The organism is Rhizobium sp. 'Codium 1' (genome assembly GCF_020889605.1).
In the GTDB taxonomy this organism is placed as follows: Bacteria; Pseudomonadota; Alphaproteobacteria; order Rhizobiales; family Rhizobiaceae; genus Allorhizobium; species Allorhizobium algae.
In genome coordinates, this window is record NZ_JAJGPW010000001.1 from 878,941 (window position 1) to 893,698 (window position 14,758).

Annotated in this window: 15 protein-coding genes and 1 tRNA gene; 10 read left to right on the plus strand and 6 right to left on the minus strand. The window is 62.1% G+C overall.

Features of this window, described 5'->3' with window-relative positions; translation table 11 throughout:
* Positions 1–88: 88 nt before the first annotated feature.
* The 4 genes from LJE98_RS04260 to LJE98_RS04275 form a co-directional block, all read right to left on the minus strand.
* Complete coding sequence (locus LJE98_RS04260) at positions 89–1,501, minus strand: PepSY-associated TM helix domain-containing protein (RefSeq protein ID WP_229573593.1); 1,413 nt, start codon at positions 1,499–1,501, stop codon at positions 89–91.
* A gap of 300 nt (positions 1,502–1,801) precedes the next feature.
* Entirely contained in the window at positions 1,802–2,173 is a 372-nt protein-coding gene (locus LJE98_RS04265) for a hypothetical protein (RefSeq protein WP_229573594.1), read from the minus strand.
* 159 nt (positions 2,174–2,332) lie between these two features.
* The gene (locus tag LJE98_RS04270; RefSeq protein WP_229573595.1) at positions 2,333–3,319 is read right to left on the minus strand and encodes a GlxA family transcriptional regulator; all 987 of its coding nucleotides are present in this window, start codon (positions 3,317–3,319) and stop codon (positions 2,333–2,335) included.
* A 501-nt stretch (positions 3,320–3,820) separates the two neighbouring features.
* Positions 3,821–3,910 (minus strand) — tRNA-Ser (locus tag LJE98_RS04275).
* Between the two features lie 202 nt (positions 3,911–4,112).
* Between LJE98_RS04275 and LJE98_RS04280 the strand changes: the two genes are divergently transcribed.
* The 10 genes from LJE98_RS04280 (at position 4,113) to deoA (ending at position 13,466) form a co-directional block, all read left to right on the plus strand.
* A complete protein-coding gene (locus tag LJE98_RS04280) occupies positions 4,113–4,403 on the plus strand; it encodes a hypothetical protein (protein WP_229573596.1) in 291 nt (96 codons plus the stop codon).
* A gap of 191 nt (positions 4,404–4,594) precedes the next feature.
* Positions 4,595–5,254 (plus strand): peptide-methionine (S)-S-oxide reductase MsrA, encoded by a 660-nt coding sequence (msrA, locus tag LJE98_RS04285; protein ID WP_229573597.1) that lies wholly within the window; start codon positions 4,595–4,597, stop codon positions 5,252–5,254.
* Positions 5,255–5,510: 256 nt separating this feature from the next.
* Positions 5,511–6,503 carry a BMP family lipoprotein gene (locus LJE98_RS04290; protein WP_229573598.1) on the plus strand — a complete coding sequence of 331 codons (993 nt, stop codon included), beginning with the start codon at positions 5,511–5,513 and terminating at the stop codon, positions 6,501–6,503.
* Between the two features lie 68 nt (positions 6,504–6,571).
* Positions 6,572–8,092 (plus strand): ABC transporter ATP-binding protein, encoded by a 1,521-nt coding sequence (locus LJE98_RS04295; RefSeq protein ID WP_229573599.1) that lies wholly within the window; start codon positions 6,572–6,574, stop codon positions 8,090–8,092.
* Between the two features lie 7 nt (positions 8,093–8,099).
* A complete protein-coding gene (locus LJE98_RS04300; RefSeq protein WP_229573600.1) occupies positions 8,100–9,203 on the plus strand; it encodes an ABC transporter permease in 1,104 nt (367 codons plus the stop codon).
* Positions 9,204–9,213: 10 nt separating this feature from the next.
* Positions 9,214–10,185, plus strand: coding sequence for an ABC transporter permease (locus LJE98_RS04305; protein ID WP_229573601.1), 972 nt, complete (start codon positions 9,214–9,216; stop codon positions 10,183–10,185).
* Between the two features lie 2 nt (positions 10,186–10,187).
* Positions 10,188–10,580 carry a cytidine deaminase gene (locus tag LJE98_RS04310; RefSeq protein WP_229573602.1) on the plus strand — a complete coding sequence of 131 codons (393 nt, stop codon included), beginning with the start codon at positions 10,188–10,190 and terminating at the stop codon, positions 10,578–10,580.
* Positions 10,577–11,383: a purine-nucleoside phosphorylase gene (locus LJE98_RS04315; protein ID WP_229573603.1), complete on the plus strand. Its 807-nt coding sequence runs from the start codon at positions 10,577–10,579 to the stop codon at positions 11,381–11,383. Before LJE98_RS04310 ends, LJE98_RS04315 begins: the two co-directional genes overlap by 4 nt.
* Entirely contained in the window at positions 11,376–12,146 is a 771-nt protein-coding gene (gene deoC, locus LJE98_RS04320) for a deoxyribose-phosphate aldolase (RefSeq protein WP_229573604.1), read from the plus strand. The genes LJE98_RS04315 and deoC overlap by 8 nt, the downstream gene beginning before the upstream one ends.
* A gap of 3 nt (positions 12,147–12,149) precedes the next feature.
* Positions 12,150–13,466, plus strand: coding sequence for a thymidine phosphorylase (deoA, locus tag LJE98_RS04325; protein WP_229573605.1), 1,317 nt, complete (start codon positions 12,150–12,152; stop codon positions 13,464–13,466).
* A 13-nt stretch (positions 13,467–13,479) separates the two neighbouring features.
* Here deoA and LJE98_RS04330 read toward each other — a convergent pair whose 3' ends face one another.
* Both LJE98_RS04330 and upp read right to left on the minus strand, forming a co-directional pair.
* Positions 13,480–13,998, minus strand: a complete 519-nt coding sequence (locus tag LJE98_RS04330; RefSeq protein ID WP_229573606.1) for a TIGR02281 family clan AA aspartic protease — start codon at positions 13,996–13,998, stop codon at positions 13,480–13,482.
* A 125-nt stretch (positions 13,999–14,123) separates the two neighbouring features.
* Positions 14,124–14,753, minus strand: a complete 630-nt coding sequence (upp, locus tag LJE98_RS04335) for a uracil phosphoribosyltransferase (protein ID WP_113458212.1) — start codon at positions 14,751–14,753, stop codon at positions 14,124–14,126.
* Positions 14,754–14,758 lie beyond the last annotated feature (5 nt).

Here is a 14,758-nt window from a genome sequence, read left to right on the forward strand (position 1 = left end):
AAATGCGTGAGCAGTTCCATTGTTCCAATCTTTTTTTGGAAAAATGCCCGGAGTGGTGCGACGCCCCGTTTCCAGGGCGTCGCATTGATCAGTTCAGGGCCCTTTTCAGGGGCTTGACGTGGCGCAGCACCAGGAGATCCAGCAGAAGAACCGTGATGAGAACGGCGCCAGAGAGCGGGAAGAGCAGCGCCGTCACCAGCATGACGAAGGCACCGGTCTTCCAGAGGGCACCGGGCTCGACGACAACGGGCGCCATCAACCGGGCCGCATTCTTCGGGCGGCGCTTCCACCACATGACGATGCCACTGACCGACAGGAAGATGATCGCCAGGCAAAGAACCGTCACCAGGATGAGGTTCCAGAGCCCCAGGTCGCCTTCATGGAAGGCGATGCCCGCCGCCATGGCCTTGCCGGCGAGGCCGTAGTCAGTGAAGCCGACATCGGCGAGCACGCGGCCGGTATACTGATCGACATGCACGGTGCGGTCCATGAGCGGATTGGCGCTGTCATTGCTCATCGTGTCGCGGGCAATCGTCCAGACTGCCGTGTCATCACCCGGGAAAGCCAGCTGGAACCGCTGGTCGAAGCCGAGATTGCGAGCGAGCGCGACGATGGCATCCAGCGAGACGGGCTGTCCTTCCGGCGTGCCCGTGACGCCCGCCGCAGAGCCGGAGGCCGGCATCGGCGCCTGCTCCAGCGTCCACGGGACTTCCTTGACGCCACCATGGTTCATGCTGGCATGGGTTTTGTCCGAAAGGGGGACATTGTCCCACTTCTCTGCCGGAAACGTGCTCCAGGCCTGGGTCATCTTCTCGCCCCAGATGCCGGCCCAGGTCAGGCCCGAAATGAGGAAGACGACCAGGAAGAGCGAGGCATGGAAGCCGATCGACATATGCAGTGATTTCCACAGCGGCCGGCCCTTCGCCGACAATTGCGGAACGAGGACAGATCTGATGCTGCGACCGTCGCGCGGCCACCACAGATAGAGGCCGGTGACGACGAGCATGATGCCGAAGCCGGCGGCGATTTCGATCAGTCGATCTCCCAGATCGCCGATCATGAGGGAACCGTGAATGGTGCTGGCCAGATCATAAAGGCCGTCGCGACGTTCCCAATAGCCGAGGGTCTCCGCCTTGTAGGGATCGACGGCGACCATGAAAGAGACGTCTGCCTGATTGATCCGGAAGAGCGAGGCCTGGTCGGGGTGTCGCGGTGCGATGTACTGCACGATCTGGCCAGGGATTTCGCGGATGGCGGCTTCGGCCTGGGCGGACACACCGGTCATCGTCGACCGGGGCGTGACGACGAAGGTCTTTTCGCCGTCACGGCCGAAGATCGTGGCGGTCCAGAGCATGACGAGGCCGGTGACGGCGAGCATCAGCAGGAAGGGGGCCACATAGAGGCCGGCATAGAAATGCCAGCGCCAGGCGGTGATGTAGAAACGGCGCGACACGGCGGCGCCGTGCGCCTGGGCGGGGGAGAGATCGGAAACGATGGTCATCCTGGGTCTCGACTGGTTGAGGAGGGTTGAGTGGGAAAGCAGGCGATTGCCGGCCGCGATGCCCCAAAGTTGTTGCGGAGCGAACGCGGCGACGAGATCGCCGCAGGCCGGTCAGGGCGTGGTGCGGGGGCGTTTGGAGATGGCGGGAGACGCAAGGGGAGATCAGGCGACGGCCCGCGATCGGGGAGGATTTGCAGCAAGACAGACATCCGTTTTCGACCGGAGTTGCAGGGCTTGCAACCTCACCGGCCTGACGACAACAACGGCCGGACGCAGGGATGCGCCGGCCATGACCTTCGATCAGGCGGTGACGGGCGGTGCGCGAGGATGGGTATCGGGCGGGAACAGCTGGCGGTGATGCGCCTCTGCCGGCTGCGGCAGAACGACGGTGGCGGCCATGGCCATACGCGTGCCGACGGCATCGGCGGGCGACGGGAGCAGAACCGCGGTCGAGATGCGGCAGGCTTCACAAGCGGAGGCGGCGGCGTGCGTCTTGCCCCTGCCATCATCCGACGGCAGGCAGAGTTCGGGCAGGCTGCCATCCGGCAGGGTCAGGGTGGCAATTTCATCCGGGGAGAATTGCTGTGCGGGTGCCAAGACCGGTCGATGGGCGAGGCCGAGCAGGACCATCGCGACGACGCAGATCATGCGTATCGCTCGGTCAAAGCTCATACGGACGCCCGTTTCCGTCATTCCATCCCCCGACAGCCGCGCTTGACTAGCATTCAGTCAGGCCGCTCACAAGCGGTGATGCAACGCCGTTTCGATGCGAGCGGAAACGCCGAAACAGGGCGGCCTGGAACAGGCGCCTCTTGACGTACAGCACCCGGCTCAGGCGGCGGGATGGCTGCGCATCTGGCCAGGCGTGCGGCCATAGGTGCCCTTGAAGACGCGGGTAAAATGGGACGTGTTCTGGAAGCCGACCTGGAGCGCAATGTCGATCAGCGAAGCATTGGTCTGGGTGACCAGCATCTTGGCACGCTCCATGCGCAACTTGGTATAGATACGGGCCGGGGAGACATCGATCTTCTGGGCGAAGAGGCGCTCCAGCTGGCGGCGCGACAGGCCGACGGAGCGCGCGAGCTGGTCGATGGTCAGCTCGTTTTCCAGGCTCTGTTCCATCAGGATCAGCACCGCCTTCAATCTTGGATCGTCGCAGTCGATGGTCAATGGCCTGCGGACCTGGATGTCCTTGTTCGTGCGGGCCTTTTCGATCTGCAGCACTTCCAGCGCATTGCGCTCGGCGTCGTGGCCGAGATACTGCCGGACGATGAAGGCAGCGAGATCGGCGGAACTGCTGCCACCGGCACAGGAGCCACGGCGGCGATCGAGATTGAACAGGCGGTCGGAGCGCACCTCGTGATCGGGGAATCGATCGCGAAACTCCTGATAATGCAACCAGCTGACACAGGTCTGGTGGTTCTTCATCAATCCGGCTTCGGCGAGGATGAAGGTGCCGGTGCAAAGCCCGATCAGCGGGACTTTCTGCGCCTCGGCCTTCCTCAGGAAGGCGATGGTCTGATCGTCCACGGCCGGCTGACGGCCGAGCAGGCCGCCGACCACGACGATATAGTCGAAGCGGCTGGGATCGACGAAATCGCTGGTGGGCGCGACCTGCACCCCGCAGCTGGAGGTGATGAGGTGGCGCGTGCTGCCGATGACCTGCCAATCGGCGAGCACGCGGCCGGAACGATCATACTGGTCGCTGGCGAGCCGGATGGTGTCGATGAAGAGCGCAAAGGCGGAGAGCGTGAAGGACCGTGACAGCACGAAGCCGATCTTCAGCCGCGGCTTTTTCGTTCCCTCTTCAACCGACATTGGTTCATTCTCCACAATCCGGCGCGATCGCCGAAACTGACGCTAGCAGGGGGAAGGTATCGCTGCAATCGAAGCGAATGCGTGGACCTCACGCACACGGCTCTGCTTCGGGCCGGAGCGGTGCGCCGACCGCGCAGGATGCGTCAATTCCTGGCAATGGGAGCGGAGATGGCATGGCTTCCGGTCGAGAATATGACAATAGAACTGTTCCGATGCTGGTGAGATCGGCCGGCAACGCCGTGGGCGTGCCCTTGCTGCTCCAACGGGCGCAATCTCCCCCGTGGTGCAAATCCTGTTCGCCGGATATTTTTTGCCAGGTCCGCCAATTGATTGTGGAGAAGGCCATGACTGCGGGTTTCCGCTCCACTGCTGGCATTCAAGATCGACACTCATCGGCCGCGAATGGCAGATCGATGGTTTCCGTATCCGTGCGGGGATTGCGAACAGCGGCTAAACGGCTCGCTCAGCGCAATCTGCAAAAACAGCTTTTTCTGAATTGTATGGCGGACAGGGTGGGATTCGAACCCACGGTACGCTTTCACGCACACACGCGTTCCAGGCGTGCGCCTTAAACCACTCGGCCACCTGTCCAGGGGGATCGCGGGGGAAAAATCACCGCGGTTGGTCGGGCGCGATATATACCGAGGAATTCCGGCGGATCAACCGAAATCTATCAGAATTTTGACATCAGCCGACAATTCCCTATCTATAAGGCCGAGCGCGGCGGGTTGGAGGCCGTGCCGGGCCTCAGCCGGAGACATTGATCGTGCGATTCCTGTTCAGGATCTTGAGTTTGCTTGCGCTTTGCGTCGGCGTCGTGTTCGGCGTCGTGGATTCGATCGCGTCGGTATCGGCGTCGCAGGTCATCATCACCCCTCTCTCGGAGGCCTGGATCGACGCACATCCGGGCTCGCTCATGGCGCTCGAAGGCATGGTCGAGCAAAGGTTCGGCGATGGTGCCTGGCTTGCGCTGCGCGATGTGGTTCTGCCGCAACCGGCTTTCGCCGCCTGTCTCGTACTGGCGCTGGCATTCTGGGTGATCGGCTACAAGAAACCGTCTGCCGCCGGGCGTTTCGCCGCCTGATTTGATGAAGACCGCCTTGAAGGGTGGGGTCATGCAGCGGCAAGAACCGCGCTGTGTCCGTTTCAGCCACAGCCTGCGACCAGCGACCCATTGGCCGGAACTGCAAATAATGCCGCATTCGACAATTCGCCTTCGGGCTTAACTGCATAAATGAGAAGAAGCGGGCCGACATGCGGCCCAGGAGGTAGCAGATGTTCCTGATCGACATGTTCAACAAGAAGACTGTGATGCCCACGGCAGATAACGCCCTTCCCGGCCGCTCCGAGCCGATCCCGACGGCGTCCACGCATTTCATCTCCGGCCTTCCGCTCAAGGCCCCCACGCCTGACGGCATGAAGACCATCTATCTTGGCATGGGTTGTTTTTGGGGTGCCGAACGTCTGCTCTGGCAGACGCCCGGCGTGCACCTGACCGTCGCCGGATATCAGGGCGGGATCACGCCCAACCCGACCTATCAGGAAACCGTCACCGGCCTTACCGGCCATACCGAAGTGGTCAAGGTGGTCTATGATCCCGCGACAATCTCGCTGGAGGGCCTGCTCAAGATCTTCTTCGAAGCCCATGATCCGACCCAGGGCATGCGTCAGGGCAATGATATCGGCACCACCTATCGCTCGGCCCTCTATGTGGAGGACGAGGAGGACATGGCGGTTGCCGTCGCCGTGCGCGACCGGTTCCAGGATGCGCTGGTCACGGCCGGTCGCAACAGCCGGGTGACGACGGAGATCGCCCAGGCTGGCCCATTCTATTATGCGGAAGATTATCACCAGCAGTATCTGGCGAAGAACCCGAACGGCTATTGTGGGTTGCGCGGCACGGGTGTTTCCTGTCCGATCACACCTGCCGCCTGAGGGCAAATGCCCAAAGGGGCAGCAGAAATCACATTGATCTGACTGAGTTTTCAGCGCCGGGCACTGAAAATTCAGCAGACTTGTGAATTTTTACCAGATGAAAAAAATCTGGTGAATTTTCATACCAGCCATGCAAGGATGATCGCCAGCCAAGACCTCCGAGACAGGGGGCGGCGGTTCCGCAGACATGTCTTTCTCTTCAGGAAAGGCTTGCGGGAGGACCCAACAAGATCAATAGCAACAACAGGGCTGCATTATGAAGAAAACCCTCCTCAGTCTCTTTGCCTTGGCCGCGATGTCGGCGACCGCGCTTGCGGCCGATGTCAAGCCGGCGCTGGTCTACGGCACGGGCGGCAAGTTCGACAAATCCTTCAACGAAGCCGCCTACGGTGGCGCCGAGAAGTTCAAGGCCGAAACCGGCGTCGACTACCGCGATTTCGAGCCGACCAGCGACACGCAGGGCGAACAGGCGATCCGCAACTTCGCTTCGCGCGGCTTCAACCCGATCGTCGCCGTTTCCTTCGCCTGGACCTCGGCCGTCGAAAAGGTCTCCGCCGAATTCCCGGACACGCAATTCGTGATCGTCGACTCGGTCGTCGACAAGCCGAATGTCCGCTCGGTCGTCTACAAGGAAGAAGAAGGTTCGTATCTCGTTGGCCTGCTCGCCGGCATGGCATCGACCACCGGCAAGGTCGGCTTCGTCGGCGGCATGGACATCCCGCTGATCCGCAAGTTCGCCTGCGGCTACGAGCAGGGCGCACGTGCGGCCAAGGCCGACATCCAGGTCTTCCAGAACATGACGGGCACGACGGGCGCTGCCTGGAACGACCCGGTTCGCGGCGGTGAGCTCACCAAGAACCAGATCGACCAGGGCGCAGATGTCGTCTACGCGGCAGCCGGCGCCACCGGTCTCGGCGTGCTGCAGACGGCTGCCGACAATGGCAAGCTGTCGATCGGCGTCGACTCCAATCAGAACCACCTGCACCCGGGTTCGGTTCTGACCTCCATGGTCAAGCGCGTCGACCTCGCTGTCTACAACGCCTACGCGGACTCGAAGAACGACAAGTTCACGCCTGGCCTGCAGGTTCTCGGCGTTGCTCAGGAGGGTGTCGCCTATGCCCTGGACGACAACAATGCCAAGCTGATCACCGAAGAGATGAAGGCTGCCGTCGAGAAGGCCAAGGCCGACATCGCTGCGGGCACCATCAAGGTCCATGACTACATGTCGGACAATTCCTGCCCGAAGTGATCTGAAATCCGGGCGCAGGACGGCTCCAGTGTCGTCTTGCGCCCTTATTGTATGTCTGGGGGACCGGAATGAGTGCAGCGAACCAGGCACCCGCGATCGAATTGATCGGCATCGACAAGAAGTTCGGCGCGGTGCATGCCAACAAGAACATCAATCTGACGGTCGCCAAGGGTTCGATCCACGGCATCATCGGTGAAAACGGCGCAGGCAAGTCGACGCTGATGTCGATCCTCTACGGCTTCTACCAGGCCGATCACGGATCCATCCATATCGACGGCAAGCCGATCACGATCAAGGACAGCCAGGCCGCCATCAGCGCCGGGATCGGCATGGTGCACCAGCACTTCATGCTGGTCGAAAATTTCTCCGTGCTCGAAAACCTGATGCTCGGCGCGGAAGGCGGCGCCCTGCTCGGCAAGGGCACGGATGCCGCGCGCACATCGCTGAAGAAGCTAGAGGAAGACTACGAACTGGAAGTGGATCCCGACGCGATTGTCGAGGAACTGCCCGTTGGCCTGCAGCAGCGCGTTGAAATCCTGAAGGCGCTCTATCGTGGCGCCGAGATCCTTATTCTCGACGAGCCGACCGGCGTTTTGACCCCGGCCGAAGCCGACCACTTGTTCAAGATCCTCGGCGTGCTGCGCGATCAGGGCAAGACGGTCATCCTGATCACCCACAAGCTGCGCGAGATCATGGCGATCACCGATACGGTATCCGTCATGCGCCGCGGCGAAATGGTCGCAACCCGCAAGACGTCGGAGACGACCGTCGAGGAACTTGCAGAACTGATGGTCGGCCGCCGCGTGCTCCTGCATGTGGAAAAGCAGCCGGCCAATCCGGGCGAAATTTTCCTCTCGGTGCGCAACCTGACCGTCAAGGACGGCCGTGGTGTCGTCATGGTCGACGACGTCTCCTTCGACGTTCGCTCGGGCGAAATCGTCGGGATCGCGGGCGTGGCCGGCAATGGTCAGAGCGAATTGCTGGAGGCGATCACCGGCATCCGCAAGCCCACCTCCGGCGAGGTCTGGATCAACGGCCAGAATGTTGCCGGACTTGATCCGGCGGAGCTGCGTGGCATCGGCATTGCTCATATTCCGGAAGACCGCCATCACATGGGCCTGGTGCTTCCCTTCGAGGAGAGCCAGAACGCCATCCTCGGCTATCACCGCGACGAGCGCTATGGCAAAGGCCCGTTCCTGAACCCCGACCTGATCCGCAAGGGGGCGGCCGAGGAGATCGAGAAATACGACATCCGGCCGCCGAACCCGCGGCTCAAGACCGCCAATTTCTCGGGCGGCAACCAGCAGAAGATCGTTGTTGCCCGCGAGATCGAGCGCGACCCGAAGCTCCTGATCGTCGGCCAGCCGACCCGTGGCGTCGATATCGGTGCGATCGAATTCATTCACAAGCGGATCGTCGAGACGCGCGACGCCGGCAAGGCCGTGCTGCTCGTCTCCGTCGAACTGGACGAAATCCGCTCGCTCTCCGACCGTATCCTGGTCATGTTTGCCGGCAAGGTCGTCGGAGAGAAGACGCCTGACACAGGCGAACAGACACTCGGCCTGATGATGGCCGGTATTGCCGCTTGAGGATTTGATGAGCACTGCATCCGTACCCCTTCCGAACTGGATCAATTATGCGCTGCTGCCGCTGATCAACCTCACGCTCGCCTTCCTGGTGTCGGGCCTGGTGGTGTGGATCATCGGCGAGAACCCCTGGGAGGCGCTCAAGCTGATGCTGGAAGGCGCACTTGGCAGCGGCGAAGGCATTGGCTTCACCCTGTTCTATGCGACGAACTTCATCTTCACCGGGCTCTCCGTCGCGGTTGCCTATCATGCCGGCCTGTTCAACATCGGCTCCGAAGGCCAGGCCTATCTCGGCGGCCTGGGGGCGGCGCTTGCCGCTCTGGCACTCGACCAGTACGTCCCGTGGTATGTCACCATGCCGTTCGCGATCATGGCAGCCGCCCTTTTCGGCGCGGCCTGGGCGCTGATCCCGGCCTGGCTGCAGGCCAAACGTGGAAGCCATATCGTCATCACGACCATCATGTTCAATTTCATCGGCGCAGCGCTGATGGTTTACCTGCTGGTCAACGTGCTGATCGTTCCTGGCAAGATGGCGCCCGAGACCCGCACTTTCCTCGAGGGTGGCCAGTTGCCCAAGCTGGATTGGCTGATCGCGATGTTCGGTGGCAAGCTCGGGCCTGCACCGTTCAACGTGTCCTTCCTGATCGCACTCGTGATGTGCGTTCTGGTCTGGGTGCTGATCTGGCGCACCAAACTCGGTTACGAGATGCGAACACTTGGAATCAGCCGGTCGGCCGCCGCCTATGCCGGCATCCCCTATGTGAAGATCGTTATCATCACCATGTTGATCTCGGGTGGTCTCGCCGGCATGATGGCGCTCAACCCTGTGCTCGGGGCCTCGGCCCGCCTGCAGGTGGAATTCGTGGCGGGCGCCGGCTTCGTCGGCATTGCAGTCTCGCTGATGGGACGCAACCATCCGCTCGGCATCGTGCTTGCTGCCATCCTGTTTGGCATTCTCTACCAGGGCGGAGCCTGGCTTTCGTTCGACATGCCCAACATCACCCGCGAGATGATCGTGGTCATCCAGGGTCTGGTGATCCTGTTTGCCGGCGCACTCGAATTCATGTGCCGCCCGATGATCGTGCGCATCTACCAGACACTGACAAAGGCCTGAGGACGCGACCATGGAATCATTCGACATGCTCATCAGCATCCTTGGCTCGACGATCCGTCTGTCGATCCCGCTGATCCTGGCTGCGCTCGCCGGCCTCTATTCCGAACGGGCCGGCGTCTTCGACATCGGGCTGGAGGGCAAGATGCTGGCGGCGGCCTTCGCGGCGGCCTGCGTTGCCTATCTCACCGGTTCGGCCTGGCTCGGCCTGTTCTCCGGTATCGCCATCTCGCTCGTCTTCTCGCTGATCCACGGCTTTGCCTCGATCACCAATCGCGGCAACCAGATTGTCTCCGGCGTGGCGCTCAACTTCGTCGCAGCAGGCCTCACCGTCGTGCTTGGGCAGGCCTGGTTCGGCCAGGGTGGCCGCACCCCGCAGATTTCGGGTGACGCCCGCTTTTCACCGATCATCCTGCCGGGTGCCGACGTGATGCGGGACGTGCCCTTTGTCGGGCCGCTCTATTCGAACGTCATCTCGGGCAACAATATCCTCACCTACATCGCCTTCCTGGCAGTACCGATCTCCTGGTGGGTGCTCTATCGCACGCGCTTCGGCCTACGCCTTCGCGCCGTCGGTGAAAACCCGGGTGCCGTCGATACGGCCGGCATTTCCGTCACCTTCCTGCGCTACCGGGCCGTGCTGATGGCCGGCCTTCTCTGCGGAATTGCCGGCACCTATCTCGCGATCGCCCAGTCGGCAGCCTTCATCAAGGACATGTCGGCAGGCAAGGGCTTCATCGCGCTCGCGGCCCTCATCTTCGCCAAGTGGAAGCCGGTGCCCGTCATGTTCGCCTGCCTGCTGTTCGGCTTCCTCGATGCGCTTGCAAACTTCATGCAGGGCAAGGAGATCCCGGTCATCGGCGAAGTGCCGGTCCAGCTCTTCCAGGCGCTGCCCTATATCCTCACCTGTATTCTGCTTGCAGGCTTCATCGGCTCTGCCAATCCGCCGAAGGCTGGTGGCGTCGCCTATTCCAAGGAGCGTTGATCATGGCGCATGATCTTTTCGAAGCTGCGCGCGACGCAATGAAACATGCGCATGCGCCCTATTCCAAATTTCCGGTGGGCGCTGCGATCCGTGCGGATGACGGCCGCATCTATACCGGCGCCAATATCGAGAACCTCTCCTTCCCGCAGGGCTGGTGTGCCGAGCCGACCGCAATCGGCTGCATGATCATGGGCGGGGGCAGAAAGATTGTCGAAATGGCCGTGATCGCCGAGAAGCTGGCCCTTTGCCCGCCCTGTGGCGGCTGCCGGCAGAAGATCTCTGAATTCGCATCCGCCGACACCAAGATCTATCTCTGCGATGAGGCCGGCGTACAGAAGGCCATGACCATGGACGAACTTCTGCCGCTCAGCTTCAAGACGGACGTGCTCGGATGAAGCCTGCGGTGGATCTACTCGTGGAGCGCCTGAATGGGCTCATGCCGCGCCATGCAATCGTGCTCGGATCCGGCCTGGGCTCGCTGGTGAACGAGGTGCGGGATGCCGTGCGTGTTCCCTATTCGGAGCTTCCCGGCTTTCCCCTGAGCGCGGTTTCCGGCCATGCGGGCGAGCTGGTCGCCGGCATGCTGGGCCAGACGCCCGTGATCATGATGGCGGGCCGCGTGCACTACTATGAACATGGCGATCCGACCGCGATGCGCATCCCGATCGACGTGCTGAAGGGGCTTGGCGTGACAACGCTGATTCTGACCAATGCGGCCGGGTCTCTGCGCGAGGACATGCCCCCGGGCTCGGTCATGCAGATCACCGATCACATCAACTTCTCGGGCAAGAACCCGCTGATCGGCGAGCCGAGCGACGGGCGCTTCGTGGGCATGACCTCGGCCTATGATGCCGAGCTGCAGACAGCGATGCGGGCGGCAGCGGAAGCCGTGGGCGTGCCGCTATCTCAGGGTGTCTACATGTGGTTCTCCGGCCCGAGCTTCGAAACACCGGCAGAGATCCGGATGGCACGCGTGCTCGGTGCCGACGCGGTTGGCATGTCAACCGTGCCGGAAGTCATTCTCGCCCGTTTCTACGGCATGAGGGTTGCGGCCGCCTCCGTGATCACCAATTATGGGGCAGGCATGACAGGTGGCGAGCTGAGCCACGACGAAACCAAGGACATGGCGCCGATCGGCGGCACCCGTCTGGCCACCATCCTGAAGCGGATGATCGGCGGAGGAAATGACATTGAATAATCAAGAATTGCGCGCTGTCGCATCGCGGGCGCTTTCGCTGCTCGACCTCACAAATCTGAAGGACGACTGCACGCCCGACCAGATCGTGACGCTCTGCGCGCGCGCCCAGAGCGCCTTCGGCCCAACGGCTGCGATCTGCATCTGGCCGCGCTTCGTCATGCAGGCCCGTACGCTACTCGGCCCCGATAGCCCGATCCGTATCGCGACCGTCGTCAACTTTCCCTCAGGAGAGATGAAGACAGAAGACGTGCTGGCGGAGACGCGGGATGCCGTGGCAGACGGTGCCGACGACATCGACCTCGTGATCCCTTACCGGGCGCTCGCCAAGGGCGACGCGCAGGCTGTGACCGACATGGTTTCGGCGGTCAAGGGCGCCTGTGGCCCGGCGATCCTGAAGACGATCCTGGAGACGGGTGAACTCAAGGATATCTCTCTGATCCGCCGTGCCTCCGATCTTTCGATCGCGGCCGGGGCCGACTTCATCAAGACCTCGACCGGCAAGGTTGGCGTCAATGCGACGCTCGAAGCGGCCGACATCATGCTGCAGGCGATCCGCGACAGCCGCCGGAAGGTGGGCTTCAAACCGGCCGGTGGCATTTCGACGGTGGCGGATGCCGGCCATTACCTGAGGCTCGCCGATACGATCATGGGTGAGGACTGGGTGATGCCATCGACATTCCGCTTCGGGGCTTCGGGCCTGCTCGACGACATTCTGGCCGTTCTTTCCGGCGCGCAGTCACCTACCGTGGCATCGGGGTATTGAACCATGCTTCCCCAAGAGATCATCCGGCGCAAGCGTGATGGCGGAACCCTCAGCCGGGACGAGATTACCGGCTTCATCGAGGGGCTTTCCCGAGAGACGATTTCCGAGGGACAGGTCGCGGCATTCGCCATGGCGGTGTTCTTTCGGGGCATGACGCCGGACGAGATCGTGGCACTGACGCTTGCGATGCGCGATTCGGGCGAGGTGTTGTCCTGGGCCGGCGTTGGAAGACCCGTCGCAGACAAACATTCCACCGGTGGTGTGGGCGACAATGTCTCATTGATGCTGGCACCGATCGTCTCAGCCTGCGGCCTTGCCGTACCGATGATTTCTGGACGTGGCCTTGGCCATACCGGCGGGACGCTCGACAAGCTGCAGTCGATCCCCGGCTACAATGTGATGCCCGACAATGTCACCTTCCGCCGGACGGTGGATCGCGCCGGCTGCGCGATCATCGGCCAGACGGGGGATCTGGCGCCGGCCGACAAGCGTCTCTATGCGATCCGCGACGTGACGGCGACGGTCGAATCCATCCCCCTCATCACCGCCTCCATCCTTTCCAAGAAACTGGCCGCCGGGCTCGAAAGCCTCGTGCTGGACGTCAAGGTCGGCAATGGCGCCTTCATGGCGAAGGCCGAGGATGCCGAGGCGTTGGCGCGCTCTCTGGTCAGGGTGGCCAATGGGGCTGGCGTCAAGACCACGGCACTTCTGACCGACATGAACGAGCCGCTTGCCGACTGTGCCGGCAATGCCATCGAGGTTCAGAATGCCGTCGATTTTCTGAAAGGCCGGAAGAGCGGTACGCGGCTCGAAGAGGTCACCCTGGCACTCGGCGCCGAGATGCTGGTCAATGCCGGCGTGGAGACCGATCAGACGGTGGCGCTGCGCCGTTGCAGCGAGGTTCTCACGTCCGGAAAGGCTGCGGAGATCTTCGGCCAAATGGTCAGCGAACTTGGCGGACCTGCAGACTTCATGGAGAGGGCGGAGACCTACCTTCCCCGCGCCAAGGTCGAGGTGGCCGTTCTTGCAGAGCAGGACGGTTATCTGAGCGCCTGCGACACGCGCGGGCTCGGTCTCGCCGTGGTCTCGCTCGGTGGTGGTCGCCAGCGTCCGAGCGACAAGATCGACCACGGCGTGGGCCTCGCCGGCTTCAAGCCACTGGGAACCAAGGTTGCAAAGGGTGAGCCGATCGCCTTCGCTCGGGCAAATGACGAGGCGGCAGCCACTCAGGCCGCGAAAACGGTGGCCGCGTGCTATCGCATATCGGACAAGAAACCGGCCGACACGCCGGTGATCGGGCTCAGGATCGGCGCAGAGTAAAGGTCATAATGCCTTACTGGATCATCCGCAGCGTCTGCTTCTCGGCTGTGTAGGACTTGAGCTTCTTCATGAAGCTCATGCCGACCAATGTTGAGGACAGGGATTCGTCGCCGAGTACAAAGGCGTCGACATCACGAACCCGGATGCTGCCGATCTCAACGCGGTCCAGCACGATATGCGCGGCCTTGATGGAACCGTTGGCCGTATTCACCTGATAGCGGAAGTCGAGCGCGGCCGGGCTGAAACCTAGGCGGCGGGCGGTGGAGACATTGATTGCAACCAGCGAGGCACCGGTATCGACCATGGCGTCGACAGGCTTGCCGTTCATCTTGAACGTGCCTGCGTAGTGACCGCCTGGTCCCATTGTGAGGACCGTCTGACCCGCTTGCGTCGCCGAAGGCTTGGCTGCAATCTCTTGGGGAGCGGTCGCCTCGCGTTCGACCAGCATTGCCTGGACTTTCTCCGCGATTATCGGCCACTGGCTGGCGGACAGAGCGAGCGTCAGGACGGTGAACAGCGTGCGAGCGAACATCAGCGACCCCCGTTGAGCGATGCGCCGATCGTAGCAGCCAGCCGCGCGAAACGGGATAACAGGCGATGCAAAACGGCCCGAAACCAGGGTTTCGGGCCGCCAAAGCTTGTAATCTGGTTAAGAAATCACTTCGTCCCGTACATGCGGTCGCCGGCATCGCCGAGGCCGGGCATGATGTATCCCTTCTCGTTGAGATGGCTGTCGATCGACGCGGTGAAGATCGGCACGTCCGGATGGGCGGCGTGGAAGTTCTTGATGCCTTCCGGTGCTGCCAGCAGGCAGAGGAAACGGATGTTCTTCGCGCCGCGTTCCTTGAGCTTTTCGATCGCCGCGATCGAGGAATTGCCGGTGGCGAGCATGGGGTCGACGACAATGATCAGACGCTCCGACAGAGCTTCGGGCGCCTTGAAGTAATATTCGACGGCCTGCAGTGTCTCGTGATCGCGGTAAACGCCGACATGGGCGACGCGGGCAGCAGGAACCAGTTCCAGCATGCCTTCCAGAAGGCCGTTGCCGGCGCGCAGGATCGAGGCGAAGACCAGCTTCTTGCCCTCGAGGATCGGCGACTGCATCTCGGTCAACGGAGTCTCGATCGTCTCCATGGTGAGCTCAAGATCGCGGGTGACCTCGTAGCAGAGCAGCGTGGAGATTTCCCGCAAGAGGCGGCGGAAGCTCGAGGTCGACGTTTCCTTCCGGCGCATGATCGTCAGCTTGTGCTGCACGAGGGGGTGATCGATGACTGTTACGCCGTCCATGGTCG